Origin of the sequence: Corynebacterium lubricantis DSM 45231, from assembly GCF_000379425.1 — a bacterium.
In the GTDB taxonomy this organism is placed as follows: domain Bacteria; phylum Actinomycetota; class Actinomycetes; order Mycobacteriales; family Mycobacteriaceae; genus Corynebacterium; species Corynebacterium lubricantis.
The window spans coordinates 31,029-57,231 of the sequence record NZ_KB902238.1 but is presented as its reverse complement, the minus strand read 5'-3'; the positions used below and the strand labels follow the sequence as shown (position 1 = coordinate 57,231).

At 59.7% G+C, this 26,203-nt stretch carries 29 protein-coding genes and 3 tRNA genes; 17 read left to right on the top strand and 15 right to left on the bottom strand.

The features are described 5' to 3' along the window. The first annotated feature begins 7 nt into the window (after positions 1 to 7). Positions 8 to 514 carry a GNAT family N-acetyltransferase gene (locus A37O_RS0114030; protein ID WP_018298145.1) on the top strand — a complete coding sequence of 169 codons (507 nt, stop codon included), beginning with the start codon at positions 8 to 10 and terminating at the stop codon, positions 512 to 514. 18 nt (positions 515 to 532) lie between these two features. Continuing rightward, positions 533 to 1,159, top strand: coding sequence for a metallophosphoesterase family protein (locus A37O_RS0114025; RefSeq protein WP_018298144.1), 627 nt, complete (start codon positions 533 to 535; stop codon positions 1,157 to 1,159). Positions 1,160 to 1,163: 4 nt separating this feature from the next. Here the strand turns inward: A37O_RS0114025 and A37O_RS0114020 are convergent, their stop codons facing one another. The 3 genes from A37O_RS0114020 to A37O_RS16330 all read right to left on the bottom strand — a co-directional run bounded on the left by A37O_RS0114020 (position 1,164) and on the right by A37O_RS16330 (position 2,397). Next, positions 1,164 to 1,616, bottom strand: a complete 453-nt coding sequence (locus A37O_RS0114020) for a DUF6918 family protein (RefSeq protein ID WP_018298143.1) — start codon at positions 1,614 to 1,616, stop codon at positions 1,164 to 1,166. A 227-nt stretch (positions 1,617 to 1,843) separates the two neighbouring features. Next, entirely contained in the window at positions 1,844 to 2,131 is a 288-nt protein-coding gene (locus A37O_RS0114015) for a hypothetical protein (RefSeq protein ID WP_018298142.1), read from the bottom strand. Beyond that, the gene (locus A37O_RS16330) at positions 2,128 to 2,397 is read right to left on the bottom strand and encodes a CopG family transcriptional regulator (RefSeq protein WP_083912670.1); all 270 of its coding nucleotides are present in this window, start codon (positions 2,395 to 2,397) and stop codon (positions 2,128 to 2,130) included. Before A37O_RS16330 ends, A37O_RS0114015 begins: the two co-directional genes overlap by 4 nt. A gap of 97 nt (positions 2,398 to 2,494) precedes the next feature. Here A37O_RS16330 and gyrA point away from each other — a divergent pair, with 97 nt between their 5' ends. The 5 genes from gyrA to A37O_RS0113985 all read left to right on the top strand — a co-directional run bounded on the left by gyrA (position 2,495) and on the right by A37O_RS0113985 (position 6,346). After that, positions 2,495 to 5,110, top strand: a complete 2,616-nt coding sequence (gene gyrA, locus A37O_RS0114005) for a DNA gyrase subunit A (protein ID WP_018298140.1) — start codon at positions 2,495 to 2,497, stop codon at positions 5,108 to 5,110. 2 nt (positions 5,111 to 5,112) lie between these two features. Further along, positions 5,113 to 5,457 carry a DUF3566 domain-containing protein gene (locus A37O_RS0114000; protein WP_018298139.1) on the top strand — a complete coding sequence of 115 codons (345 nt, stop codon included), beginning with the start codon at positions 5,113 to 5,115 and terminating at the stop codon, positions 5,455 to 5,457. A gap of 176 nt (positions 5,458 to 5,633) precedes the next feature. Then, positions 5,634 to 5,710 (top strand) — tRNA-Ile (locus A37O_RS0113995). Between the two features lie 9 nt (positions 5,711 to 5,719). Beyond that, positions 5,720 to 5,792 (top strand) — tRNA-Ala (locus A37O_RS0113990). Positions 5,793 to 6,115: 323 nt separating this feature from the next. Further along, positions 6,116 to 6,346 carry an antitoxin gene (locus A37O_RS0113985; RefSeq protein WP_018298138.1) on the top strand — a complete coding sequence of 77 codons (231 nt, stop codon included), beginning with the start codon at positions 6,116 to 6,118 and terminating at the stop codon, positions 6,344 to 6,346. On the opposite strand, the gene A37O_RS0113980 is transcribed toward A37O_RS0113985, so the two are convergent. Both A37O_RS0113980 and A37O_RS15585 read right to left on the bottom strand, forming a co-directional pair. Further along, on the bottom strand, positions 6,343 to 6,969 hold the full coding sequence (locus A37O_RS0113980; RefSeq protein ID WP_026196395.1) for a maleylpyruvate isomerase family mycothiol-dependent enzyme: 627 nt from the start codon (positions 6,967 to 6,969) through the stop codon (positions 6,343 to 6,345). The genes A37O_RS0113985 and A37O_RS0113980 overlap by 4 nt on opposite strands. An 88-nt stretch (positions 6,970 to 7,057) precedes the next feature. Next, positions 7,058 to 9,574, bottom strand: coding sequence for a cation-translocating P-type ATPase (locus A37O_RS15585; RefSeq protein WP_018298136.1), 2,517 nt, complete (start codon positions 9,572 to 9,574; stop codon positions 7,058 to 7,060). An 89-nt stretch (positions 9,575 to 9,663) separates the two neighbouring features. Here A37O_RS15585 and A37O_RS0113970 point away from each other — a divergent pair, with 89 nt between their 5' ends. The 5 genes from A37O_RS0113970 (at position 9,664) to A37O_RS16325 (ending at position 12,901) form a co-directional block, all read left to right on the top strand. Next, positions 9,664 to 10,206 (top strand): Chromate resistance protein ChrB, encoded by a 543-nt coding sequence (locus tag A37O_RS0113970; protein WP_018298135.1) that lies wholly within the window; start codon positions 9,664 to 9,666, stop codon positions 10,204 to 10,206. A 64-nt stretch (positions 10,207 to 10,270) separates the two neighbouring features. Further along, positions 10,271 to 10,343: transfer RNA gene (locus tag A37O_RS0113965), tRNA-Ala, on the top strand. A gap of 71 nt (positions 10,344 to 10,414) precedes the next feature. Further along, positions 10,415 to 11,362: an aldo/keto reductase gene (locus A37O_RS0113960; protein ID WP_026196394.1), complete on the top strand. Its 948-nt coding sequence runs from the start codon at positions 10,415 to 10,417 to the stop codon at positions 11,360 to 11,362. A gap of 51 nt (positions 11,363 to 11,413) precedes the next feature. After that, positions 11,414 to 12,115, top strand: a complete 702-nt coding sequence (locus A37O_RS0113955; RefSeq protein WP_018298134.1) for a lytic transglycosylase domain-containing protein — start codon at positions 11,414 to 11,416, stop codon at positions 12,113 to 12,115. A gap of 60 nt (positions 12,116 to 12,175) precedes the next feature. Beyond that, entirely contained in the window at positions 12,176 to 12,901 is a 726-nt protein-coding gene (locus tag A37O_RS16325; RefSeq protein ID WP_083912669.1) for an SDR family NAD(P)-dependent oxidoreductase, read from the top strand. A 53-nt stretch (positions 12,902 to 12,954) separates the two neighbouring features. Here A37O_RS16325 and A37O_RS0113945 read toward each other — a convergent pair whose 3' ends face one another. The 9 genes from A37O_RS0113945 to A37O_RS0113905 all read right to left on the bottom strand — a co-directional run bounded on the left by A37O_RS0113945 (position 12,955) and on the right by A37O_RS0113905 (position 19,756). After that, positions 12,955 to 13,803, bottom strand: a complete 849-nt coding sequence (locus A37O_RS0113945) for a DNA-3-methyladenine glycosylase family protein (protein WP_018298131.1) — start codon at positions 13,801 to 13,803, stop codon at positions 12,955 to 12,957. Beyond that, complete coding sequence (locus tag A37O_RS0113940; RefSeq protein ID WP_018298130.1) at positions 13,800 to 14,426, bottom strand: DNA-3-methyladenine glycosylase I; 627 nt, start codon at positions 14,424 to 14,426, stop codon at positions 13,800 to 13,802. Before A37O_RS0113940 ends, A37O_RS0113945 begins: the two co-directional genes overlap by 4 nt. Positions 14,427 to 14,428: 2 nt before the next feature. Continuing rightward, on the bottom strand, positions 14,429 to 15,097 hold the full coding sequence (locus A37O_RS0113935; RefSeq protein WP_026196392.1) for an alpha-ketoglutarate-dependent dioxygenase AlkB family protein: 669 nt from the start codon (positions 15,095 to 15,097) through the stop codon (positions 14,429 to 14,431). Positions 15,098 to 15,114: 17 nt separating this feature from the next. Beyond that, positions 15,115 to 15,702 (bottom strand): methylated-DNA--[protein]-cysteine S-methyltransferase, encoded by a 588-nt coding sequence (locus tag A37O_RS0113930; protein WP_018298128.1) that lies wholly within the window; start codon positions 15,700 to 15,702, stop codon positions 15,115 to 15,117. After that, positions 15,695 to 16,177: an RNA polymerase sigma factor gene (locus A37O_RS0113925; protein WP_018298127.1), complete on the bottom strand. Its 483-nt coding sequence runs from the start codon at positions 16,175 to 16,177 to the stop codon at positions 15,695 to 15,697. Before A37O_RS0113925 ends, A37O_RS0113930 begins: the two co-directional genes overlap by 8 nt. 5 nt (positions 16,178 to 16,182) lie before the next feature. Next, on the bottom strand, positions 16,183 to 16,698 hold the full coding sequence (locus A37O_RS0113920) for a methylated-DNA--[protein]-cysteine S-methyltransferase (RefSeq protein WP_026196391.1): 516 nt from the start codon (positions 16,696 to 16,698) through the stop codon (positions 16,183 to 16,185). A gap of 89 nt (positions 16,699 to 16,787) precedes the next feature. Beyond that, the gene (locus A37O_RS0113915; protein ID WP_018298125.1) at positions 16,788 to 17,348 is read right to left on the bottom strand and encodes a DUF3267 domain-containing protein; all 561 of its coding nucleotides are present in this window, start codon (positions 17,346 to 17,348) and stop codon (positions 16,788 to 16,790) included. A 79-nt stretch (positions 17,349 to 17,427) separates the two neighbouring features. Beyond that, positions 17,428 to 18,096, bottom strand: a complete 669-nt coding sequence (locus A37O_RS0113910; protein WP_018298124.1) for a maleylpyruvate isomerase family mycothiol-dependent enzyme — start codon at positions 18,094 to 18,096, stop codon at positions 17,428 to 17,430. A gap of 112 nt (positions 18,097 to 18,208) precedes the next feature. Then, positions 18,209 to 19,756 (bottom strand): CitMHS family transporter, encoded by a 1,548-nt coding sequence (locus A37O_RS0113905; protein ID WP_018298123.1) that lies wholly within the window; start codon positions 19,754 to 19,756, stop codon positions 18,209 to 18,211. A gap of 270 nt (positions 19,757 to 20,026) precedes the next feature. On the opposite strand from A37O_RS0113905, the gene A37O_RS0113900 reads away from it, so the two are divergent. Beyond that, entirely contained in the window at positions 20,027 to 21,673 is a 1,647-nt protein-coding gene (locus A37O_RS0113900) for a sensor histidine kinase (RefSeq protein ID WP_018298122.1), read from the top strand. A gap of 1 nt (position 21,674) precedes the next feature. After that, positions 21,675 to 22,331: a response regulator gene (locus A37O_RS0113895; RefSeq protein ID WP_018298121.1), complete on the top strand. Its 657-nt coding sequence runs from the start codon at positions 21,675 to 21,677 to the stop codon at positions 22,329 to 22,331. A 19-nt stretch (positions 22,332 to 22,350) separates the two neighbouring features. On the opposite strand, the gene A37O_RS0113890 is transcribed toward A37O_RS0113895, so the two are convergent. After that, complete coding sequence (locus A37O_RS0113890; RefSeq protein WP_018298120.1) at positions 22,351 to 22,833, bottom strand: MarR family winged helix-turn-helix transcriptional regulator; 483 nt, start codon at positions 22,831 to 22,833, stop codon at positions 22,351 to 22,353. 142 nt (positions 22,834 to 22,975) lie between these two features. Between A37O_RS0113890 and A37O_RS0113885 the strand changes: the two genes are divergently transcribed. The 3 genes from A37O_RS0113885 to A37O_RS0113875 all read left to right on the top strand — a co-directional run bounded on the left by A37O_RS0113885 (position 22,976) and on the right by A37O_RS0113875 (position 26,195). After that, the gene (locus tag A37O_RS0113885; protein ID WP_018298119.1) at positions 22,976 to 23,914 is read left to right on the top strand and encodes an NADP-dependent oxidoreductase; all 939 of its coding nucleotides are present in this window, start codon (positions 22,976 to 22,978) and stop codon (positions 23,912 to 23,914) included. A gap of 237 nt (positions 23,915 to 24,151) precedes the next feature. Beyond that, entirely contained in the window at positions 24,152 to 25,570 is a 1,419-nt protein-coding gene (locus A37O_RS15580; RefSeq protein WP_018298118.1) for an FAD-binding oxidoreductase, read from the top strand. Positions 25,571 to 25,583: 13 nt separating this feature from the next. After that, positions 25,584 to 26,195: a hypothetical protein gene (locus tag A37O_RS0113875; RefSeq protein WP_033378281.1), complete on the top strand. Its 612-nt coding sequence runs from the start codon at positions 25,584 to 25,586 to the stop codon at positions 26,193 to 26,195. The last annotated feature ends 8 nt before the right edge of the window (positions 26,196 to 26,203 follow it).

The window sequence follows — 26,203 nt, the reverse complement described above, 5'->3', positions numbered from 1 at the left end:
CAACTCCATGGAGTTAAGTCAACCCGCAGTCGAGTTCCACCAGAGCTTCCTTGAAGTATGGCAGGGCGAGGACATCGGCGAGGGCCACGGCATGAGCCTCGATCTGGCAGAGGGCCTTGACCTCAATCAGCCGCGGGATTTCGCCCAGTGGGTACGCAAGCTTATCGACGAAGAGCGAACTCCCCAGCCGGGCCGAGTCCCTTCCACCAACCTGTGGATGACAGAAGACTCCACCTACCTAGGCAGTATCCAACTGCGCCACAATCTGGGAACTGAGTACCTGCGCACCCGTGGCGGTCATGTGGGATACACGGTGCGATCGTCGTCACGCGGACAAGGCCTAGCCACTGCGGCCTTGATGCAACTGCTTCCTCTTGCCCGCGAACGCGGCCTGGAGAAGCTCCTAGTGACCTGCCTCGAGGCGAACCCTGCGTCTGCGCGCGTGATTGAGAAGGCCGGCGGCGTTTACGAGATGACGACTGGCGGGCTGCGGCGTTATTGGGTGAGCCTCTAATCATCCTAGAATAGCGACATGGTTTACGTCGCAGCATTTGCAGATCTTCACCTTGGCGCCGCCTATAGCCCCGGCCACCAGTGGGTGAAGGACGAATTACAGGCGCGTAATCCAGAGGTGGTTGTCTTCGGTGGCGACCTATTCGACCGTCACACTGCCACCGCCGACCACGAGAAAGAGGGCGCCGAGCTGATGCGGTGGATTACGCAAACTTTGCAGACTCCTGTGGTGATGATTTGGGGCAACCACGATGTGGCCAAGGGTTTTGAATTCCACACCCGCTTCCCACACATCGACGGCGTCTATCGCCCCGCGGGTTTCGGCGTCGAGGAGCTCACCGTCCCAGGCATCCCACTGGTTTTCCATGCCGCGAATGTGAAGAAGAAACGCGACGAGCGCTTGCTTATCGACGATTTCCCCACCGCCACCGAGCCCGGCCATGTCGGAGTGTTCCACACGGGGCTCGATGGCAGCTACACGAATAATAACTGCCTGCCTGCTACCGAGGAGGGGCTGCGGGAGAAGAACTACGCCACCTGGATCTTGGGCCACGTGCATAAACCCACGGTGTTGTCGCGCGAGCCTTATATCGGCTGGCCAGGTGTTGGAGTGATGGAAAGCCTCGAGCTCGCCCCGAGGCCCTGACCTGCTACTTCATGTGCTTTTCAATGGTATCCCCGAATTCAGGGAGTGCCGGCGCCACAATTTTGGAGGCCTTGCCGCGCAGGGATTGGTAGACCTTACCGAGTACGTTGGGGGCCTTTTCCGCATTGCGATCAGCGACGCTGAGGAAGGAATCAACCACCTTGTCGTCGTGCTGCGCGAGGTAGGCGCCGAAGCTGCCAGCCGCTGAATCTGCCGCAGATCCGGTCTCGTAGGCGGACCAATGCGGCTGTAGTTCTCCGAGCAGATCGGGCAGCACGCGGTTGACGATCTTTTCCAGCATGTTGGCGTCGATCTTCTTGGCTGCGGTGACGCCGCCCTTCAGGGTGACACCGGTGATGCCGGACTGTGCAGCGACTGCGTTTTCTGCGACGTTGGCTAGATCCGCAACAACCTGCGGGCGCTTATCTTCGTTGAGGAGCGCTGACAATTCGGGCATAAATCTACCTTCCGTAGTTGATTTTCAGCCTTCACTGTAGCGCGAAAAAGCGATTGGCACGGGAGATCAATTCCACGCCAATCGCTTTTAGTGTTGCAGTTCTTCCGCCACAGTACTTCTTCCAGTCACACTGGCTACTCAAGTCCCACGAGTCACTGCAACCACAACGACCACAAACTTAACAGATGGAGTCTGGTGTTGGCCACTTAACCGGCAATAAATTTTCCTCAGGCAAGATCCTGCAGGTAACGCTCTTCTGCCCACCTGCGATAGATCTGCACGGCGGCAAGGGCGAACTCATCATTGCGCGCTGAGAGGGGCTCAAGAGAACGCACTGCGGCTTCGAGATGTCGCGCCGCCGACTCGACGCTTGTATGCACGGCGATCCCGTGAAAGCGTGCCCCAGGAACGGCCGCGATGGCTGCAAGGGCCGAGAAATCCCGCACGGTGACGTGCGTGTGCGCGCAGAATTCGTCGGCCACGATGAGCAGTTGCTCGGGGGTGAGAGCTCTCATGCGTCTACGCCTGGTTCCTCGCCCGGATCCTCGCCCGGATCTTCGAAGGAAATCGAGATCCGTGCCTGGTTGATTCGCGCCTCTAAGGCGGCGTGACCTGGGATGATCTCGCGGGCAAGGGAGGCGAGTTGCTCGTCGTCAAGCAAACTCGTTGCGGTGGTGACCACCGCACGCCTCGCCGCTTCCTGCTTACTGCAACCCCACGCGGAGGCGAGGAGTACGAGGGCGCGATCCTCCTCAGTGCTTAATCTGAGAGTCATAGCCATGGGGCAACGGTATCACTTTGATACCGGGTTGGAAGGGCGGAAACCGTGAGAGTGGGGGTAAAATAGGTATGTCTTAGAACTCGAAGAAAGGTCCTAAATGAGCGACGACACCACCAATGGTGGCGGCAGCGACGGCGGCTACGACAAGATTCAACCCATTGATATCAATGACGAGATGCAAACCTCGTACATTGATTACGCCATGAGCGTGATCGTGGGCCGTGCCTTGCCTGAGGTCCGCGACGGTATGAAGCCAGTGCACCGTCGCATCATCTACGCGATGTATGACTCGGGCTACCGCCCCGAGCGCGGCTACGTAAAGTCCGCGCGCCCAGTCTCGGACACGATGGGTCAGTTCCACCCGCACGGCGATACCGCCATCTACGACACCCTGGTGCGCCTCGCGCAGCCATGGGTGATGCGCTACCCGCTGATTGACGGGCAAGGTAACTTCGGTTCCCGTGGCTACGACGGCCCAGCCGCTATGCGTTACACGGAGTGCCGCATGACCCCGCTGGCCATGGAAATGGTCCGCGATATCCGCGAGAACTCCGTGGATTTCTCCCCGAACTACGACGGCAAGACCCAGGAACCAGACGTCCTGCCATCGCGCGTGCCAAACCTGTTGATGAACGGTTCTTCCGGCATCGCCGTGGGTATGGCCACCAATATTCCTCCGCACAACTTGAACGAGTTGGCTGAGGCGATCTATTGGATCCTGGACAACCACGAGGCCGACGACAAGACCACGCTCGACGCCGTCATGGAGCGCGTGAAGGGCCCAGACTTCCCAACCTCTGCCATGATCGTCGGCGACCAGGGCATCAAGGATGCCTACACCACCGGCCGCGGATCGATCCGTATGCGTGGCGTGACCGAGATCGAAGAGATTGGAAACCGCCAGGTTATCACCATCACCGAGCTGCCCTATAGCGTGAACCCAGACGCGTTCATCGCGAATATCGCGGACCAGGTCACCAACGGCAAGCTTGCCGGCATTTCCAAGATCGAGGATGAGACCTCGGATCGCGTGGGTATGCGCATCGTCGTTACGCTCAAGCGCGACGCCGTTCCGCGCGTGGTGCTGAACAACTTGTATAAGCACTCCCAGCTGGAGTCGAACTTCTCGGCGAACATGCTCTCCATCGTCGACGGCGTGCCGCGCACCCTGCGCCTCGATCAAATGCTGCGTTACTACGTCAAGCACCAGATCGAAGTCATCGTGCGCCGCACCCAGTACCGCCTCGACGAGGCCGAAAAGCGCGCCCACATCCTGCGCGGCCTGGTCAAGGCACTGGATATGCTCGACGAGGTCATCGCCCTGATTCGTCGCAGCCCAACCGTCGACGAGGCCCGCACCGGCCTGATGGACCTGCTCACCGTGGATCAGGTGCAGGCGGACGCCATCCTGGCCATGCAGCTGCGCCGTCTGGCAGCCCTGGAGCGCCAAAAGATTATCGACGAGTTGGCGTCCATCGAAGAAGAGATCGAGGATTACAAGGACATCCTGGCTCGTCCTGAGCGCCAGCGCCAGATTGTCCACGACGAACTCGAAGAGATCGTGGAGAAGTACGGCGACGAGCGTCGCACCCGCATCGTGGCCGCCACCGGTGACGTCTCCGAGGAAGACCTCATTGCGCGTGAGAACGTGGTGGTCACCATCACCGCTACGGGCTACGCCAAGCGCACCAAGGTGGATGCCTACAAGTCGCAGAAGCGCGGCGGCAAGGGAGTGCGCGGCGCCGAGCTGAAGCAAGACGACATTGTAAAGAACTTCTTTATCTGCTCCACGCACGACTGGATCTTGTTCTTCACCAACTTCGGTCGTGTCTACCGCCTCAAGGCCTACGAGTTGCCGGAAGCAGGCCGCACCGCACGCGGCCAGCACGTGGCCAACCTGCTGGAATTCCAGCCGGAAGAGCGCATCGCGCAGATCATCCAGATCCAGTCCTACGAGGACGCGCCTTACCTGGTCCTGGCCACCCAGCAGGGCCGCGTGAAGAAGTCCCGCCTGACCGACTACGAGTCCGCACGCTCTGCAGGCCTGATTGCCATCAACCTGTCCGAGGGCGACTCCCTGATCGGTGCCTCTTTGGTGAGCCAGGAAGACGACATCCTGCTCGTCTCCGAGCAGGGCCAGGCCATCCGCTTCACGGCCGACGACGATCAGCTGCGTCCGATGGGTCGTGCCACCGCTGGTGTGAAGGGCATGCGCTTTAAGGGCGATGACCAGCTGCTTTCCATGACCGTGGTGCATGACGGCGAGTACCTGCTGGTGGCCACCTCCGGTGGTTACGGCAAGCGTACCCCAATCGAGGAGTACAACCCTCAGGGCCGCGGTGGCATGGGCGTCATGACCTTCAAGTACACCCCGAAGCGCGGCAAGCTGATCAGTGCCCTCGCGGTCGAAGAGGAGGATCAGATCTTCGCTATTACTTCGGCTGGTGGCGTTATTCGCACCGAGGTAAACCAGATTCGTCCGTCCTCGCGTGCCACGATGGGGGTACGCTTGGTTGATCTCGGCGACGATGTCGAGCTTCTGGCAATTGATAAGAACGTTGAAGATGAAGGCGAAGAGGAAGCAACTGCTGTAGCAAAGGGCGAAAAGACCCCGGAGGAGGCAATGGACTCCACCGGAGCCCCAACCGGTAGGTCCGATTCTTCGTCCGCAGATTCGTCAGCAGATTCTGACCTAGATTCCGACAAGGAGTAGACATGGCAGCTCGGGAAGTTGAGCTACGAAAGATCTCGCCAGCATCCGCCTTCAAGGTGGGGCTGATCCTCGGCCTCATCGGGCTGGTGATCTGGCTGATCGCCGTCACCATCTTGTACGTGGGCATGGACGCAGCTGGCGTCGTTGACCAGGTGAACTCCCTGATCGGCGGTGTTGGCGGCGAGCAGGCCGTCGGCTTCGGCCTCGCCTTCATGTCGGCATTGCTCATGGGAGCGATTGGCACCATCCTGGTGGCCGTTCTCGCGCCGCTGACGGCAGTGATCTACAACCTCGTCGCAGACATCATGGGTGGGCTTCGCGTCACCCTCGACGACAAGAAGAAGTAGGACTTTTCTTTAGGCCCGCGCCCGCACCCCCGAATGTGGTTCATTCGGGTGGTGCGGGCGCTTTTTGTTTTCGCCTGAACCCGTTTATTTTGTGTTCATGTTCGTGCTATTTATGCCCTTTGACCAGGCGATTTGTTTTGTTTTCAAATCGTGGGTAATGTTCTATTTCGTTCCCAGCGCCCGTAGCTCAGTCGGTTAGAGCGCATCGCTGATAACGATGAGGTCGCAAGTTCGATTCTTGCCGGGCGCACCACGGAACGATGGGGCATTAGCTCAGTTGGTAGAGCACCTGCTTTGCAAGCAGGATGTCAGGAGTTCGATTCTCCTATGCTCCACAGTATAAATACCGCCTCCCACGCAAAGTGGGAGGCGGTATTTTTGTGGCATGAGTGTCAACTTGGTGCCCAGATCTCAGATGGTCGAAAATCATTATCGACCATGCGGGAAATGTTGCTGATATGACCGCAAATGACCTGGGGAAATGCACTATGCAAATGTTCGGGAATTTCGTGTGGTCGATAATGGCGAGGGTGCATTTTCGACCATCCGGCTGCTCAGGCCGATAGATTAGGCAAAAAGTGTGTATTTTGGGGACCAGGTCCCAGCCCTGGGGCTGATTCCTAGAAGCTACGCAAAACCATGCAGAAAGTGGTGCATCATGGGCATCTTCGATAAGGCAAAAGACCTCCTCGGCGACGAGGCTCAGACCGACGCTGTGCTGGACAAGGCAGAACAGTTCGCAACCGAGAAGCTTGGCGCCGACAAGGCCGACCAGATTAAGAAGGCTCGCGAAGAAATTGATAAGCGCATCGGTGACGGCGACAACCAGGCACCAGCTCAGGACAACCGAGCTCAGGACAACCGCGCACAGGACAACCCAGAGCGCTAAACCAGCTTGTGTGCCCCAGGCCCAGTCAGCAGGTCTGGGTCAATTGCGCGGCCTGACACGGCCAGCAGGAGATCAATCCCGCGGCCGGTGACGTCGTCGCCGCTGCCGAAGGAAGTGCCGTTTTCGGCATCAATGAGGTGCAGGCCCTGGGTTCGTTCCTTGCCTCCATCGAAAGAAGCAGAGGTGCGCAGCTGGTATTTCAGCGCCTCGTGGATTCCCTGGGTAGGGTATTCCGCGGGGATGGATAAGGGCCGGCGGATGTCTTCGGCGTGCACGATCATCTCCACGAGGCGCGTGGAAGGATGGGCGGGCGGAAGCTTCGTCGTAAAGCGAGCCTCGAGGAAATAATGGAGCGTTTCGCGCGGGTCCTCGTATTTCCAGCGCTTGATGCCGTTTTCGTTGGCGAGGTGGAAATCCCCCCGTGCGCGCAACATGCTGCGCATGAATGCGATTTTTCCGGTGCGGGCCGTATCTGTGAGGTGGGCCAGCACGTCGTGCACGCTCCAGCCCGGGCACAGCGAGGGCGTCTCCCACTCCGTCGCGCGCAAAGAGCAGAGGTCGCCGGCAAGATCTCTTCGTTCTGTGTGGATGTAATCCCACATCTCGGACATGGTCATCTTCATGGTGGTCGCCGCCTGAGTCAGATGAAGCGAGAACAAGATTCTTATCAATTCCGAGGGTACGCAAGCGCGGCGACCAAAACTGGCGAATCTACAAAGTATTCCTGTGCGTGGTCAGCGGCCGCAGCAGGAGCGCGATCAGAACGCCGGCGACAGCAGCGCCAATGGCCACACGCGCTGCGGAGAATGGCATCGCTACCAGGCCAATCACGGAAGCGGCTGGGGTCATGCACAGCACCACGGCCGTGAGGATCGCGGCGATCGCCCACGTCGGGAACCACGGGTTCGCCTTCCACGACAGGCCAGGCTCCGCGCGCAGGGTCCAGGCGATCAGGGCGTGCGAGGCCAACCAGGCAAACAGCGCGGCACTGCGCGCCATCATCTCGTCGGTGGAATGCGTCTGCACAATCAAGTAGGCAGGCAGCGCCGCAACCGTCAGGGCAAGGCCGCTGCCCACAAGAGCAGTGACAAGAGGCTTATCGACGAAGTGCGCCGCCGGATCCCGTGGCGGCTGGTGCATGGAGCGCTTCGAGGCTGGTTCGTAGACAAAGGCAATGGAGGCGCCGATGTCCATGAACAGCTCGATCATGACGATCTGTGCCGGGCTGAACGGAGCCGGGTAACCCATGAGCAGGGCGACAACGGTGACCAGTACCAGTGCGAGTTTGGCGCCCAGGTAGAAGGCGATCGCGCGGCGCAGCTGTGTGCCCACGTTACGGCCGGACTTGATGGCCTCTGCAATAGTGGCAAACGAGTCGTTGGTGAGCACCACGTCGGCGGTTTGGCGGGCGAGGTCGGTGCCGTGCTCGCCCATGGCAATGCCGACGTCGGCGGCGGCGAGACCGGGGGCATCATTGACGCCGTCGCCGGTCACGGCCACGCGGTAGCCCTGCGCCTGGAGCCGGCGCACGATGGTTAGCTTGTCGGCGGGGGTGGAGCGGCCGATGACGGCACCGTCGACAAGTTGGTTGTCGTCTGCCTCGGTGAGGTGGCCGCCGGTCAGAGTCGGGCCCTCGGGGATGCCTGCCTGTGATGCAATGGCACGGCCGGTGACCGGATCGTCGCCTGTGACCACAAGGGTGGCGATGCCCGCCGTACGGATGCTGGTTACCGCGTCGGGGACCTCGGTGCGCAGTGGATCTTCGAATCCGATCAGACCGTAGACGGTGGCGCCGGCCTCGAGTTCTTCCACCGCTGGCTCGCCTGCGAGCTCGGCTTCGCTGAGCGGGCGGGAGGCAACTGCCAGAACGCGGTACCCGCGGGCGGCCAGTTCTTCTGCCTCGGCCTGCCAGTGGGAGCCTTCGCTATCGAGTGCGATTACGAACTCGGGCGCGCCCATGACCGTGATGTTTGCGGAACCCGAAGGGTCGGCGAAAACGCGGGCGACGCGGCGCCGCTCCGAGGTAAACGGCCATTCGACAAGTGTGTGGCCTGCGGCGATGTTTTCCAGGAAGGACTCCGGGACAACTTTTCGGGCCCGTTCCGCGACCGCGAGATCCATCGGCTCAGACGAAGTGGGATCGTCGCCGCCTTGAGCGATGAGGGCGGTGGCCAGGACGGTGGCTTCGTCGCCACGCACCTCGCGGACATCCATCCTGTTCTGCGTCAACGTGCCGGTCTTGTCGGTGACCAGGTGGGTAATGGAACCGAGCGTTTCGCCGGCGCCGAGGCGGCGTAGCAGCGCGCCCTTGCGCGAGAGCATCATGCCGCCGATGGCCAGCAGCACCGTGACCAGGATGGGGAGCTCTTCGGGGATGGTGGCAAACGCCAGGGTGAGACCCGTGAGAACCATTTTCTGCCATGGCTGGCCCATGAGTAGGCCGATGATTGGCACCGCCACGGAGACGATGATCGCCAGGACCAGGACATATTTCGCCAGGTTGCGGGTAGTTTTCTGAAGGGGAGTGGCAGGCGGCTTCTCAGTGGAGACCATCGTGCCCAGGCGGCCGACCTCGGTGTCTTTGCCCGTGGCCACGACCACGGCGCGGCCGGTGCCCGAGGCGACCGAAGTACCCGAGTAGACCATGCTGGAGCGCTCGGCCAGGGTGGTGTCCTGGGCGACCGGATCCGCGCCCTTGACAGTGGTGACGGGCTCGCCGGTCAGTGCGGATTCGTTGAGGCGCAGGCCCGTTGCCTCCAAGACGCGGGCGTCGGCGGCGATGATTTCGCCTGGCTCAAGCACAAGAACGTCGCCGGGGACTACGTCGGTGGCGGGGATTTCCACGGGGGAGTCGTCGCGAAGCACGTGCGCCCGCGCCGCCGTGAGTGTGGCGAGCGCGCTGATGGCTTTGTGCGAGCGCATTTCAGAGAGCGTTTCGACGAGCACGCTCAGGACGATCACGACCAAAATCGCGATACCGTCGATCATTTCGCCGAAGATGAACGACAGGATTGCCACGACGATGAGCATGAGCTGGAGCGGTTCGGTGAATTCCTCGGCCAGCTCGTGCCAGAAGGATTTCTTTTTTGGTGGTTTGAGTTGGTTGGGCCCTGACTTTTCGAGGGCTTCGGTGGCCTCTGCGGTGCTTAAGCCTGTGGCGCGAGAGTTGAGTTCGGCGAGAGTCTCGTCGGCGTCGACCTCATGCCAGGTGCTGATTGTCTCAGCCATAGCATTCTCCCTTGTTACTTTGATTTGTTACAATCGTAACATTGGAGCGCTACTTTGGGGAGGTGACGTGACGAAGTAGGCTCAAGGGCATGAGTGAACCACGGGAATGGCTGCTGATTGCGATCTCGACGGCGGGCGCGCCCGCATCATTGCGCGTAACGGTCTGGCGCAAGCTCAAAGCACTGGGTGCGCTATATATTCAGCAATCCACCTGCCTGATCCCGGCAACTCCGAAGACCACGCGCGGGATCCGCACGCTCGCCGCGAAGGTCCAGGACGAAGGTGGTAGCGCACGCGTCCTGTCCTTCCGCTTCACCGACCCCGCTGAGGAAACCGAGGTCGTCGCCGAGCTCCAAGCCGCGCGTGCCGACGAATACCAGGAACTACTCACACGCATTCAGGGTTTCTTCGCCGAGCTGGACGAGGAGCTGGAGCAGGGTAGGGCCACCTACGAGGAGGTCGAAGAGTCGGAGGCAGATTTGGCGCGCTACCAAGCGTGGTTTGAGAAGATTGTGGCGCGCGATTACGACCCGCCGGCCGAGCAGGAATCCGCACGTGCAGAGCTCGAGCGCGCCGAACAAGCCCTCGACGACTTTACGAAGGTAGCCATGAAGGGCCTGCATGAAGAGTAGTTAGTGCTGGTTGTGGGGCGATTTTTCTCTTGGCAGGGTGTGGGAGTAAAGTGAGTTCCTGCACGGGGCATTAGCTCAGTTGGTAGAGCACCTGCTTTGCAAGCAGGATGTCAGGAGTTCGATTCTCCTATGCTCCACAGCCCGGACCGCCTTCCACATTGCGTGGGAGGCGGTTTCTTTATTCTTTCGCTGGATTACACTGGCCGCCATGAAAACCGTCCCCCTTGGAAACACCGGCACCCAGGTGCCCAACATCGTCGCGGGCATGATGCGCATCGCGGACAAGTCCGACGACGAGATCCGCGAGCTCTACCAAGTAGCCCGCGAGTCGGGAATCACCTTCTTCGACCACGCTGACCTGTACGGATTCAATCATCCGGGCGGGCGACATTGGTGCGAGCGCCGATTCGCCAAGGCCCTGCACTTAAGCTCCAGCGAGCGCGAGCAGATCATCCTGCAGACCAAGACGGGCATCGTGCCTGATCCGTGGAGCTACGATCACTCCAACGAGCACATCATCGCTTCCGTCAACGAGTCCCTGCAGGCTCTGGGCACCGATTACATCGACGTGTTGTTGCTGCACCGCCCCGACGCACTCGTCGAGCCCGAGGAGGTCGCCCGCGCCTTCGACGAACTCGATTCCTCCGGCAAGGTCCGCGCGTTCGGAGTATCCAACCACACCCCGCGCCAAATCGATCTGCTAAAAACCGCGGTCACACAGCCGATCGTGGCCAACCAAGTGCAGCTGTCCATCACCCATTCGACGCTGATGGCGCAGGGTCTCGCCTCGAATATCGCAGGTAGCGACGATTCCATCACCCGCGACGGCGGCGGACTCATCGACTACTGCCGCATCAACAAGATCACCGTGCAGGCCTGGTCGCCGTTCCAGGCGGGTACTCACGAAGGTGTGTTTCTCGATTCCCCCGAATACCCGGACCTCAATGCCGAGCTGCAGCGCCTGGCAGAGAAGTACGGTGTCACGCCGATGGCGATCGCTGTTGCCTGGATTACCCGGCACCCAGCAGGAATTCAGGTTGTTTTGGGAACTACAACGCCCCACCGCGTCGTTGAGTCTGTAGCAGGATCGGATATTCCATTGACTCGTGGCGAATGGTACGGGCTGGTGAAGGCCTCCGGTCACCGCGTGCCTTAAACCTACGCAAGTCATTCGGAAGGAAAGCTCATTTCAGCCAAACGCATAACCTTGGCCGCAATTCTTACAACTAGCCTCGTCCTGGCTAGTTGCTCCTCGAACGAACCGAACTACGTCGAGCAGGGCTACCCAACAGCACCTGAGCAAAGCCAAGCCGAACCGGCTGCCGACACCAACGCATATACGCCGATTGCGCAGCTCGCCGATGCTGATTGGTTAGCCGAGACCTCGTCGACAAGCGATATCCCCGAACGCGCCCTGGCGGCGTATGCGGGCGCGGCCTTGCGCATCGCCGACGAGCAGCCGGAATGCGGCATCGGTTGGAATACGTTGGCCGGTATCGGTCGGGTGGAGTCGGTGCACGGCGCGTACGGCGGAGCGCGTATCGACGAGCGCGGCCAGGTCAGCCCCGCGATCATCGGTGTGCCCCTGGACGGCAGTTCGGGTGTCGCGGAAATTGTCGATACCGATGGTGGCGAGCTCGACGGCGACCAGGAATACGACCGTGCAGTGGGCCCCATGCAATTCATCCCGGGCACGTGGCAGCTCGAGGGGCGCGACGGCAATCTCGACGGGGAAGCGGATCCGCACAATATCGATGACGCGGTACTTACCGCGGCTTCGTATTTGTGTGGTGAGGAGCGCGATGTCACCACCGACAACGGGTGGAATTCTGCCGTGACCACGTACAACCAATCGCGCAGTTATGCGATTGATGTCGCCGAGTATGCGGGTCAAGTGCTCGTTGTGTAGCTAAACCGCTTTGTTGAATAGCCTGCTGCATCGTCTGCGGAAAAGGGAGTAGCCTGGGCAATTCTAGCGAGCACATGGCTGCGCGCACCAACTGACTCGAAAGGAACAATTCTTTTTCCAGAACTTGATTCAAACCACCTGCTAGTCATCGGTGCAGGTCCCGGCCTGGGCGGTTCCATTGCCAAGCGTTTCGCGCGGGAGGGTTTTTCCGTCACCCTCGCGGCACGCACGGCGACGAAGCTGGAACCCGTTGTTGCTGAGCTGAAAGACCTGGGCGCAGAGGTTGATACGCTGCTTCTCGATGCTGGCGATACCGAGAACTTCGTAGCTGAGCTGCAACGCTTTGCTGAGCAGCGCGCTCCTGGTGTGGTGGTGTACAACGCGGCAGTGTTCGTGCCTAACCGAATCCTGGCGACTCCGCTTTCCGAGCAGGCTGCCGCTTACAACGTTGACGTTCTCGGCTCCATTGCAGCTGCTCAGGTGCTGACACCTGCCATGCGCGAGGCAGGCCGTGGCACGTTCTTCATCACGGGCGGAGGATTCGGCCATCATCCGAGTGCCGAATACGCCACCCTGTCTATTGGCAAGGCTGGCGTGCTGGCCACCTCGTCTATTTTGCATGATGAGCTCGCTCCAGCAGGCGTGCAAGCCACGAGCGTTACCGTTCACGGTGCGATCGCGCCGGGTACCGCGTTTGACCCTGACACCATCGCCGAGACCTATTGGCAGCTGCACACTCAGCCCGCAAAAGAGTGGACCGCGGAGACCCTCTTCTCAGGTGAGTAACTGCGCCTTCTATGGCGCCCACCGCTTTCGAGGAGAGACGGAGAATTCCGAAACTAGCTGGATAATGCCCATAAACGTGTTGCTGCGTAACTACGATACGGCGCCCAGGACTGGATGCGTTGAACACTATTGTCGGTGATGTTTGCCGCAAGCGTGCGTTTGAGAACAGCATCGGAGGCAGGGAAAGCGTCTGGGTTGGTGCTTGCCCGGATAGCCAAATAATCCAAGGTCCATGGTCCGATCCCGGAAATCTGGTGCAGCTGCTCGCGCGAAGGTAACACTGCATGATTGTCTTGTTCGGCAAAGAGTACGGCCACCTCGTGTACTGTTCTCGCGCGTGCGTTGGTGAGGCCAATTGCGGCGCGCAATTCATCGACGGTTGTGGCAGCGATGCTGGCTGGTGCGGGAAACAGGCGCAGCCCTGAATGAGTAGGCGGTGGTGAGTAGGCAGCGACAAGGCGGGCGCCGAAAAGTCTGCCTGCTGCAAGGGAGACTTGCTGACCTAGAACGGTCAGGATCACCGCTTCGAACGGTGCCTGAAACCTCGTGATTCGGATGCCAGGGCGTGCCTTTACCTGAGCAGCAAATACGGGGTCTGCGCCAAGGTGCTGATTAATTGGATCCAGATCCGTATCGAAGTCGAACCAATGCCGGACTCGTTGTGCGACGGTGGAATTGACGTCTTCGTCCTGAGTTTCCGATGAAATAACAGCACCGCGATGATCCAGGCGGACTGTAATTAGGTGCGCTTCGTCGCCAATTTGCTCTAGGCGGGTGAATTCCCAGGAGTTCGTGGTGAGCTGGTGTAATCCCTCGATCCGGTGCGCCACAAGGGTGTCGAAGGCTGCCTGAAAGTCGAAGGGACCGTTGGAATCGACCCTGAGTTCCGTGCGCTGGCTCATGCAGGCCAGACTCCGGACGTTCCACGCCGATGCGAGCCAATCAGGTGGGTGTCGACGATGCCGATAGCCTCCATCAGTGCATACATAGTTGTCGGCCCGACGAAAGAAAAGCCCTCCTTCCGCAGCGCCTTAGATAATGCGAGGGATTCAGGCGACTTCGTGGGGATCTCCGCGATCGTTCGCGGAGCTGGGGTTTCTGCAGGTTGAAAGGACCAAACAAACTCGGCTAAGCCGCCGCTTTCGCGCAGGCGAAGGGTGGCGTTGGCGTTGTTAATCGTCGCCAAGATCTTGGCTCGATTTCGCACAATGCCTGCGTTGCCCATGAGGCTGTCGAACTCGGCATCACCGTAGCGTGCGACTTTCTCGGGGTCGAAGTCATCGAACGCAGTACGGAATGCGGGGCGTTTGCGCAGAATTGTCGGCCAGGACAGACCTGCTTGGAATGCTTCGAGGCTGATCCTTTCGAACACGCCTTGCTCGTCGCGGACAGGCATGCCCCATTCTTCGTCGTAGTAGTCGCGCATCATGGGATCGGTGCTGGCCAACTGTGGGCGAGATAATCCATCTTCGCCGACGACGATTCCATTGTCCGGTTGGTTGTCCGGGCTCGGTGTACTTTCCACGCCTATCCCTCCAGTCCTGTGACGCGCATGGTGATGTTGATCCGCCCCGAATCTAGCCCGCAGCCCTCTGGGGCAGTTCCCGGGTAAATCTTTGGAACGCCATGGTACGCCAGACGGGAGGGACCGCCGAAGACGAACAGATCGCCCGAGGCGAGATCAATATCTTGGTATGGCTTGGTGCGGGTCTCCGTATTTCCGAACCTGAACTTGCAGGTGTCGCCGATGGAAAGCGACACCACAGGTGCAAGGGACTGCTCGTCTTTGTCCTGGTGCATTCCCATGCGAGCCGCGTCGTCGTAGTAATTCACAAGTGCCGTATCCGGTGTGTAATCGTCGCCAGCATGCGGGTCGCCCGTGGCAGCGACGAGCGCTTTGCGTCCGAGGCGCACCATCCAATCGGGGAAGTCCAGCACTCGGTTGCCGTTGACGTCGACGGCTTCTCGGGTGTACTCGTAAGGGCGCCAATGCCAACCGAGGCAGACCGTGCGCACGCTCATCTCATGCCCGCGAACCTTCGCTGAGCGAATCGGGACGGGGCCGGCAGTCCATTCATGGAATCGCCGGACTATCCAACTTTGGTGTTCAAGCGTGAGCCACCGGGGTACGTAATGCGCACCCTCTGGGAGTTCAGGTACCGGGGGATCCGTTAGATCGTCGAATAGTGAGTCCATAGATTGCTCCTTCCTGCTCATGCTGCGTTCTCCAGATTCAACAGAGTAGTTTTCGCCTCCAACCCGCCGATGTAGCCACCAAGACTGCCATCGCTGCGCAGCACGCGGTGACAAGGCACTACAACGGGAAGTGGGTTCGTGGCACACGCGGTACCCACGGCGCGAGATGCTTTCGGGTTGCCGACGTGCTCGGCGACTTCTTTGTACGATTCCGTGTGGCCGTATTTGATGTGTGGCAGGTAGCGTTGCACGCTTTGGCGGAAACCGCTGGACATCGAAAAATCTAAGGGGACGTCGAAAGTGAGCCGTGTGCCCGAGAAGTATTCGTCGATCTCTTCGGCGACAGGATCTAAACGACGGGGTGCTTTAAGAATGCGGGGGCTGATCTTTGAAGCCAGTGAGTCAAGCACCGCGCTGAAATCTTCCTTCTCATACGCGACTCGAACAAGGCCTGCTTCAGTTGCAGCAAGTAGCAGTGGCCCGACTGGGGTATCGATGGTTCGGTAGGCCACGTCGACGAGCCCACGCTCCTGAGCCTCCACGGCAAGCCGAGCTTTCAATTCGGTCAACGTGGCACTGTCAATGGGGAACAGAGTGTTATCCATTGTTGGGCTCCTTGTCCTCGTAGGACTTTCTTAGTTTCTTCATGCCGTCGGCTGCGGCTCGGCGCACCGCGTCTGCGCTGCCTCCGATCAGTTCGGCTGTTTCTGCGTGGGGCAGTCCGCCGAGGTAGTGGTAGGCGATGGCCAACCGCTGTCGCTCGGGCAGCGCTGCTACTTCTGACCACACATCGTTGTCTCCATGGGTTTGATCCGTGGAGGCCTGCTCCGGAAGCTCATCGGTGGGGACCGCGTGGCGAGCGCGCGCTCGAGTAATGTCGATTGCTTTACGACGAGCGACGCGTACCAACCACGCCTCCGTATTCGTATCGTCTGGCAATTCCGGCCACGCTTTGAGAGCTGAGAGAAAGGTCTCCGACCAAGCGTCATCAGCATCCGCGCCGGGGCCTAAAACGGCACGGCAGACGCGCAGCACGGTTGCCCCATGTTGTTCCACGGCGTGATCGAATGGCAGTTCCATGAGCCTCAGAAAAGTCTCCCGCTGTCGGCCGCGGCCGGTTCCTCTAATTCCAAGAGGTAGCGTTTCCGATCCAATCCTCCCGCGTAACCGGTCAACGATCCATCGGCACCGAGCACCCGGTGACAGGGGATGACAATACTGACGGGGTTGTGGCCGACGGCCTGGCCCACGCGCTGAGCAAGCCTTTTGTTGCCTAAACGCTCAGCCAGCTGGCCATAAGACGTAGTTTCGCCATAGGGGATCCCGCGCAGGAGTGACCAGACTTGCTGCGAGAAGTCATCGCCATGGGGGCGCACAGGAACATGAAACTCTTGGCGATTTCCGTCAAGGAACTCTTGCAGTTGATTCTCGACCGTAGACAATGTCTCGTCTGTCTCTACGTCTACTCGCTGGCCAACGTCAGATTCCTTTGGAGGATACCGATGTTCAGGGAAGTAAAGCCCGACCAGGTTGTCGTCTTCCGCGACCACAGTCAGCTGGCGAAGCGGGGACTCCACCTGTGCATGTCGTACATATGTCATGATTCTCACCTCTCGTCTCTCATTATGCAGACGTTTGGGCGAGGTGAAATGTGAGATCAGACTTTGATGTCGCAGAAAACCGAAGCCACTTAAGCCGGGAGGTACACCTCGAGCTCGTCACCGTTGTCCCGCAGCAGCGTATTCTCCGGTTGTTTCAAAGCAGCAGCAGCCTCGATGCAGTCGCCGGACGAACCCGCGAAATTCAATGCCAGCAGAATATATAAAGTCATTCGAAAGTCCTCGGGCACCACAAGGAGTGCCAGGAGAAGAACAACTCCCCAGACCGCCACGGGAGCGAGGGAAACCGCAGCGAGACCCCTCCTAGTCAAGAATCCCGTATTTGAGGTGCGCAGGAATGGAAAAGAAAAGCTGTAGGTCGAGGGAGTTTGAGTGAGCCACTTCGCGACGATTCCATGTGTTGCTTCGTGAAGCGCGAGATAGACAACGACTGCAATAATGGTTATGACAATAACTACGCCGGTGTGCCAGTCTGAGGTGATCGGCAGATCGAAGAGCAGGGCAATGGCGAAGGCTACCAAGGCAATGGCAATGAAATAGCCTTGAATCTTTGCCTTGTCATCTTGTTGGATGTTGATGGTGTGATCGAGCACGTAGTTGGCGGGGAGTTGGCTAGTTGCGGAGCTGCTCATGATGCATCCTTTCCAGCTCCAATTTTACGCACGTCACAGTGCATTTCCGCAGAAAAGTGACGCAACGCTCGGCCACTTCTCAACCCCGCAGGCGACGCTCCAATTCGGCAACCCCGTCACCTTTAAGTTGATCGAGATACTGCGGGCGTCCGGCCATTGTCATCACTAAAGGCAGGAGGTTCCCGCGTACGGCCGGCCCGGTTCCGACGTGAAAATCGTCGTCAAGCGCCTCAATCTTTAAGTCCTGGACAAGGCTGTAGCTGTTCACGGCGAAGTCTTTCGTGGTGAAATATGTGGCCACCTCGCTGACCGCGGCACGGCTGGGTGCCAAATCGACGCCGAGGGGGACCGCTATGTCCTGGCCGTGGACGATGACCTCGCCGAGCCAGGCCCCGTAATCTTTGGTGGGTGCGACGGTGCTGGGCACTAATCGACGAAAGGTGTGCACGGTTTCCTCTGGAGTATCACCGAGGTAGCGCGCCAATTGGCGGGCGTTGTGCCGATCCGCGTGGAACCTCGAACGTGCCATGCTGGCGAGCCATGCGAACCTTCCCGTGTTGGCTGCTGCTGATAAGTGTGCGACGACGTACTCGCCAGTCCAGGCTTGGCACAGTGACTGCGTGCGCAACTGGTCTGCCGTTAGGTCCTCAGCCACGTCAGCGATTCGGGAGCGCTCGGTATGAATCAGCGACCAATATTGTGCCGTGCTTCGCTTTACTGAGCGGGGGTTAGGTGTCGTCTCAGGCATGATGCCTCACTTCAAATGGAAATCGAGTGGTTGCCACAATGGTACGGAAACAATGAGAAAGGCACCGCCGGAAGCTACGGTGCCGAACAGGTGCCAAGAAAATTCAAGCGGATTATGCAGCTAGTGGGATGGATCCAACCAAGATGCCTACAGCGAGCATGACCAGGGAAACGATGGTGGCGCGCCACAGCACCTTCTTGTGGTGCTCGCCGAGGCTGACGTTCGCCAGCGAGACGAGCAGCAGGATCGCAGGCACCAGTGGAGACTGCAAGTGAACAGGCTGGCCGATGATGGAGGCGCGGGCCATTTCGACCGGCTCAATACCGAAGTGAGAGGCGGATTCGGCTAAGACCGGGAGGATGCCAAAGTAGAAGGCGTCGTTGGACATGAAGAACGTCATCGGAATGGACAGCAGGCCGGTAATCGGAGCTAGGTAGGCACCCAGGGAATTCGGAATGACGGAGGTGATCCAGCTGGCCATCGCATCAACCATGCCAGTACCGGAGAAGACACCAACCAGCACGCCTGCTGCAAGCACCATGGAAACCACACCGACGATGGAGGAAGAGTGGGCCAGCATCTCGGTGGCCTGGTCCTTGACCTTCGGGAAGTTCACGGCCAGCGCGATACCCGTGCCCACCATGAAGACGTAGGCCAGCGGGAAGATATCCGCGATAAGCAGTGCCATCACGGCGATGGTGAGAATCAGGTTGAACCAGGTCAGCTTCGGGCGCAGGGTTGCTCGGTGCGGATCGAGCATGCTGTCGGTGAGCCCGTCCTGGGACTGCTCGGTATCCATCGGATCGACGGAAACGTGCTGCTCAACCTTGGTTTCGCGCTCGTCGACAAGCACTGCTCCGCCGCCACCGGTAGGAACCTTGTCATTGTTCGTCCTGCCCGAACCACTGCCGCCGGTGCCGCCGTTGCCCCCCGAAACGCCACCACCGGAGGTGCCGCCGAAGCGGGAATCGTCGATGGCACCGCCGAGGCGCTTGCGCTCGGCCAGACCCAGGAACCAGGCGAAGATGAACACAACGACGAGGCCGACAACCAGCGAGGGGATCATCGGCACAAAGACGTCAGATGGTTCAAGTCCGAGCGCGGCTGCTGCACGCACGGTGGGGCCGCCCCAGGGGAGAATATTCGTGGTGCCGTTGATTAGGCCGGCGACGACGGTGAGCACGACCGGGCTCATGCCCAGACGCAGGTAGATCGGCAGCATCGCCGAGGTGGTGATGATGAATGTGGTGGAACCGTCGCCGTCGAGGGAAACAACGCCGGCCAGTACAGCAGTGGCTAGGACGACCTTCGCGGGGTCGTTGCCGAGCGTGCGCGTGATGAAGCGAATCAGGGGATCGAAAAGTCCGACGTCGATCATGATGCCGAAATACATGATCGCGAACATGAGTAGGGCCGCGGTAGGCGCCATGTCCTTAATGGCGTCGATGACCATGTCGCCGATGCCGAGGCCAGCTCCGGCGATGAGGCCGAAGATGGTGGGGACCAAGATCAGGGCGACCATCGGGGTCACTCGGCCAAGCATGATCAGACCCATGAAGGTTAGGACCATGAGGAATCCCAGCACGACGAGGATCCCGTCGGACAGGGTGTGGCTGGGCGCATATTCCGCAGCCAACATAAACGCGGGTTCGGATAACATCCGGTCTCCTTCGTGAAAGTTCGTGAAAGTTCGTGAAAGTGAATATTTACGGTTTAGTGCGTGAAATCTCAGTGTTCTGTAAGACAGCGCTCAGTCTAAAGTGGCTTCCATCACTCTCAAAGGGTTCAGTGCGTTAGATCGCGATGAGTGCATTTTCATCGTTTAGTGCGTTTAGCTCACACAGTTTGGTGCACCGTTTTATACGTGCTGAAATGGAGTTTTCTCAGTCTCGGATCAGAGAATCGGAGAATCGAATTAGAAGAGGTGTTCATGCGCTTTACCACTCGCGTCTTGTTTTTACAGCTGCTCACGGTGGCGACTGTCGTCGCAACGAGCTCTGTCCTCTTCATTGGCATGAGCATTATGCAGCTTCGCGACGAGGCCGAGAACTCAGCGCTGATGATTGCCCGCACCATTGCTGCGGAACCGGAGGTGCGAGAGCAGGTGGCGGAGGAAACTCACCTGCACAACGATCCGCCGAAGGAAGAACTGGCTCAGGGATACCTGCAGGAATTTGCCAATCAGGCAACCGAATCCACGGGCGCGCTATTCGTGGTGATCACCGACGACACCGGAATCCGCTTGACGCACCCCGACCCCAACCGCCTGGATCAACCCGTGTCCACCAGTTTCACCGCGGCCATTGAGGGCAGGGAAGTCATCGTCTGGGAACGCGGCACGCTGGGAGAATCGGCACGGGCGAAGGTGCCCGTCTTCGCGCCCGATTCGCAGGAGCCCGTTGGTCAAGTCGCGGTGGGATTCGAGCGCGCCGGGGTGCTCGATGAGTTGCCGCGAATCCTCCTCTACATTGGTGCCGCCGCCTTATTGGCCCTGGCCATCGGCTTTGCGGCCGCTTTATTGCTGCGCCGCCGCTGGGAGCAATTAACCCTGGGCTTGCAGCCTGAGGAACTGGTGGTCTTAGTGCAAAACCAGGCCGCGGTGCTTGATGGTGTCGGCGACGGCGTTGTGGCACTTGATACCAACGGGGTGATTCGCCTGAGTAACGGTGTTGCGAACAACATCTTCGAGGTCCGCGATGCCAAGGGCATGACGCTTGCCGAATTGCAGCTCGCCCCCGACGTTGTCGCCGACCTTGAGGCGGGTAATGCGCGCGACGGCGTCGTGGTTCACGGCCGTGTGCTCTACCTGGAGTCTCGTTCCGTCGACCGCGGCGGGCAGGAACTGGGCTCGGTGATCGTGATCCGCGATCGGACCGACATGGTGGCGCTCAGCGAGCGCCTGGATTCGGTGCGCGCGATGACCTCGGCGCTGCGCGTGCAGCGCCACGAGTTCGCCAACCGCATGCATGTCGCCTCGGGGCTTTTGGAGGCAGGCCGGAAGGACGAAGCCAACGATTTCCTTCACACCATGCGCGACCGGGGTCCGGTGGATTATCCGCTGACAGGCGCGGATCTGATCACCGAGGCTTTCCTCCAGTCCTTCCTCGGCGCAAAGTCGTTGGAGGCCGACGAGCGCGGGGTGGCGCTGCAGATCCGTGACACGAGCCTCGTCCTGGGCACGGTTGTCGAGGTTGAAGACGTGGCCACGGTGCTGGGCAACCTTGTCGATAACGCCATCACCGCTGCATTGCATGGCGAGGAACCACGACTCGTCGAGGTCACGCTTCTCGACGAAGCCCGCGACCTGGTCATCATCGTGGCAGATTCGGGCCCAGGCATTGAACCCGGGATTGACGTATTCGATCACCGGCCCGAGTCCGACCCCGACCCCGATCGAGTCCATGGCCGAGGCATAGGCCTGACCATTTCTCGCGACTTAGCCAAGCGCCGTGGAGGCGATGTGTGGGTCATCGAACTGGGCGGCGCCGACACCGGGCGAGGTGCAGTGTTTGGCGCGCGCTTGCCGGGAGTGATGGAACCGGGGGAGTATGTGAACTATAGGCAGGAAGAGGAGTGAGATGGCACAGCGCAGTTGGTCAGTGTTAATAGTTGACGACGATTTTCGCGTCGCCGGGATTCACGCCGACATCGTCGAAGCGGCTCCCGGCTTTAGCGTGCAGAATTCCGTGCGCACCGTGGCAGAAGCCCACGAGGCGATCCGCTCTTCGCAGCCGGACTTCATGCTCGTCGATGTGTACCTGCCCGACGGCGATGGGATCGAGTTGGTTCACAACACCGGCATCGATGCTTTCATTCTCAGTGCAGCCGACGAGGCCGCCACCGTGCGTCGCGCGTTTCGCGCCGGGGCATTGGGGTATCTAGTCAAGCCCTTCCAGCGACAACTCTTACTTGACCGCTTAGACAGGTACGCCCGCTACCGCCACGTGCTCACGGGGAAGCGCGGGCTGCGCCAAGAAAAGATAGACCAGGCACTTTCCATCTTGCATGGGGTGGCGCCCAGCGCACCGGTGTCCAGTTCATCGACCGAGCAATTGCTTCTCGACGCTTTGGGTAACCGCGAACTCTCGGCAGCCGCAGCCGCCGAGGCTGCTGGCGTATCAAGGGCAACGGCGCAGCGCAGACTGGCGGCGATGGCCGCCCAGGGAGTTGTTCACGTTCGCCTGAATTATGGCGCAACGGGCCGGCCCGAGCACCTTTATTCCAAGCTGGCTTAGTTCGCGGTCAAATGTCTGCCTAATGCGTAGGAGGGTTGGCCGGGTTGATCTCGTGCACAACCCGCTTACCAATCTCGGTCAACGCCCGTAATTGAGTCTTGGTCAATGGGTCAATGACAAGGCGGCGGACCTCCTCAGCGTGCCCGGGCGCGGTGTCCACGACTTTCTCCCACCCGGCTTCGGTAAGCGTGGCGGTGGTGTACCGGCCATCGGTAGGGTCGGGCTCGCGCTGAATCCAGCCGCGCTTTTCTAGTTTTGCCACCACCTGGGAGAGCCGCGGCAGCGCTGAATCGGCCAGTGTGGCTAGATCGCTCATGCGCAGCGAGCGCCCAGGCACCTCGGAGAGGGTAGACATCACGCGGTATTCAAAGTGCGAGATATCGGCATCGCGCTTGAGCTGGGTGTCTAATGCGCCGGGCAGCAAAATCATCATGCTTGCGAGCGCGTTCCACGCGCCACGCTCTTCTTCGTTGAGCCAGCGAGGCTCCTGTGCCTTGTCCATGGCCCTATTTTAACCAGTTTCACTTCAAGATTGAAATAAAACTTTGAAGAAATACTTGCATCTTGAAGTAAATCGACCTAAGGTTGAGTTCAAGCTTGAAGTTTAAAGCAGGCCACACAGACTCTAGGAAAAAGGAAACATCATGACCGCAGCACAGTTCACCGAGTACGGTTCCACCGACAACATCGTTCTTAACAACACCCCAGAGCTGGGTGAGCCAGCCGAGGGCCAGGTCTTGGTTCAGGTCTCAGCTACCAGCATTAATGCAATCGATAACGCGATCATCGCGGGCTACCTTGCAGAGATGCTGCCACTCGAGCTGCCAGCTACCGTCGGCGGCGACTTCTCCGGCACCGTAGTGAAGGTCGGCGCTGGTGTTGATCTCCTTTCCGTTGGTGACAGGGTGATCGGCCAGGCGGGCCTCCTCCTTGGCGGCGCAGGTTCCTTCGCCGATCAGATCCTCGCGCCAGCTGCACTGACTGCACTCGCACCAACCGAGCTGGACCTCAACGACTCTGCAACATTGCCACTCGTCGGCGCCAGCGCAATTCAGGCGCTGCGCACCATTGGCGTTAGTGAAGGTTCCACCATCGTCGTCCTCGGAGCTGGTGGCGGCATCGGCAGCGTTGCCGTTCAGGCTGCTAAGGCCAAGGGTGCACGCGTAATCGCCAGCGCAAGTGCTAGCGATATTGACTATGTGAAGGGTCTTGGTGCCGACGAGGTGCATATTTACCAGGAGGCTTCTTGGGCTGACTCCTTGCCAGAGGTTGATGGTGTCTTCGATACCGCCCCAGCTGGCGTTGATCCAGCACCTTTCTACAAGGCACTGAAGAAGGGTGGCCACATGGTGTCCATGGGTGGCACCCAGCACAACGAAGAGGCTGCGGCAGCCGCGGGCATCGAGGTGTCTGCCCAGATGACCCAGCCTTCGACTGACGTTCTCAACGAACTGGTCAGCTTGGTGAACGCAGGCAAGATCTCCCAGCGCATCACCAACACCTTCCCACTGTCGCAGACGAAGGAAGCATTCGCTGCGAACGCAGAGTCCAAGGGAAAGACCCTGGTTGTTGTAGGTGCATAACGCTTTAACTAGCGCAATATAAATTGAGCAGGCCACGGAGTTTTTACTCCGTGGCCTTTTCTTATGGGAAGCCAGGCCGGGTCAGGCCATCATAGGAGAACGCTGTGCGTCGCCAGAAATTTTTCATCCTGCGCTAGACAGATCACACAATTCTGTTTACTATGAGGCCCATCACAAATTAGTACGTACACGGACTAATTATCGAGTGGTACTTCCGAATCTTCAGAAAGGCCCGCTATGCCTCAAGCGACCAACCCCACCAACGCACGCAACCTCGACACCACCCAACTCCTGAACGCCGGTATCACCGTGCGCACGCAAGGACAGGCAGAGTACGACGAGGCCCGTCACCTCTGGAATGGCATGATTGATCGCCATCCAGCGTTGATTATCCAACCGAAGAACACCGAAGAGGTCGCCGAGGCCGTGAAGTGGGCGCGAGCCAATAACCAACCCATCGCAGTCAAGGGTGGCGGACACAGCGCTCCAGGCCACTCGATGTGCGACGACGGCGTTGTGATCGACCTGGTCAACATGCAAGAAGTCACCGTTGATCCTGAAAAGAAGGAAGCCTGGGGCCAGGGCGGCGCGCTGCTCGGTGACTTGGATAAGGCCACCGCACCGCACAGCCTCGTCGTTCCGGCTGGCGCCATCTCCCATACCGGCATGGGCGGGCTCGTGCTCGGTGGCGGTTTCGGTCACATCATGCGTAAGTTCGGCCTGTCCATCGACAGCCTCCTGTCCTGCGAGATCGTGCTGGCAGACGGCACCATCAAGACTGTGGACAAGGATAACGACCCCGACCTGTTCTGGGCATTGCGCGGCGGCAGTGGCAACTTCGGCATCGTGACGCAGTTCCACTTCAAGTGCCATGATTTCCACCCAGATGTCTACCTGGCAGCACTGGTCTTCGACCTCGACGACGCTCGTGAGGTCGCCGAGCTGTGGCGCGAAGAGATGGCCCAGGCACCAGAAGACTTCGCTTGGTTGACCTTCTTCCGCGGCTGCCCAGACCCAAGCCTGCCTGGCTTCGAGTGGATCCCCGAGGACCTGCGCGGCAAGCCAATCCTGCTCACCCCGATGATCTGGGCAGGTGACCATGAGGAAGGCCGCGCCTACATCGAGGCCCTGCGAAATCGCATCCCTGAGCCAGTCGCAGCCACCGACGGGGTGCTGCCTTATGTCGTTGTGCAGCAGCAGTTTGATGATGTCTTTGAGCATGGCCCCCGCCACTACGCCAAGGCCGGCTTCCTGGAGGAATTCCCAGACGAGGCTATCGACGATGTTATCGAGGCAACCCGCAACATCCCACACGTCCGCTGCCAGATTGAGATCCTCACCCTCGGCGGAGCGGTCGCGCGAGTAGACAACGATGCCACCGCGTTCAACCACCGCCACGCGAAGCACCCGGTGAATATCCTCGGCCTTTGGGACGATAAGGAAGACGACGAGAAGAACATCGCCTGGGTCCGCGATATCTACTCCAAGCTTGAGCCTCACATGAGTGGCGGCGCCTACATCAACTACTTCGGTGGCGACGAAGAGGGCGGCACCGCTGCAGCATACGGCGGTACCTGGGATCGCCTCGTCGAGCTCAAGGAGCGCTACGACCCGGAAAATGTATTCCGTTTCAACGCGAATATCAAGCGCAAATAGGAGAGCAACTCGCATGACTATTTTTCAAGTACACATGGTCCCCGCAGGTGTCGACGAGCAGTTGGCCACCGTGGAGAACCCACAGCACCGCCACATTTTGAAGAACTACCGCCGTCACGGCCTGCTCGAGGTCGCCGGCCGGTGGGAGGAAATCCTCATCCCGGAGATGACCATCGAGTCTCCGCAGTACCGTCTCCAAGACCACGGCCAGACACTCGTGCTCAACGGCATGGATGACGTGGCGAAGTTTTACGGCACCACCGCAGCCAACGGTGACAACGTCTTCGGCCCGATCGAGGAGCACGTAGCGGTTTCCGATCACGGAATCTTCTCCGACGGCGTGTTCGCCTGGGTTGTTCCCGGCACCCACGAGCTGCTTGCCCACGACGATGTCGATCCTTCTAAGACCTACCAAATCACCCAGAATATGGCCATGGTGTGGCCTTACCAGGGCGGACGCCTCTACGGCGAGCACGTCTACGAGGACCTTTCCAGTCGCAAGGTCGAAGAGGTCCCTGCCTCCGCGATCACCACGCCTGCGCAGTCCCGCGAGAAGACCGCTCCGCTGATCGACCAGACTCCTCTCGAGGAGATTATCGCCGGCCTCAAGCTCTTCGAAAGCTAGGGTGAGAG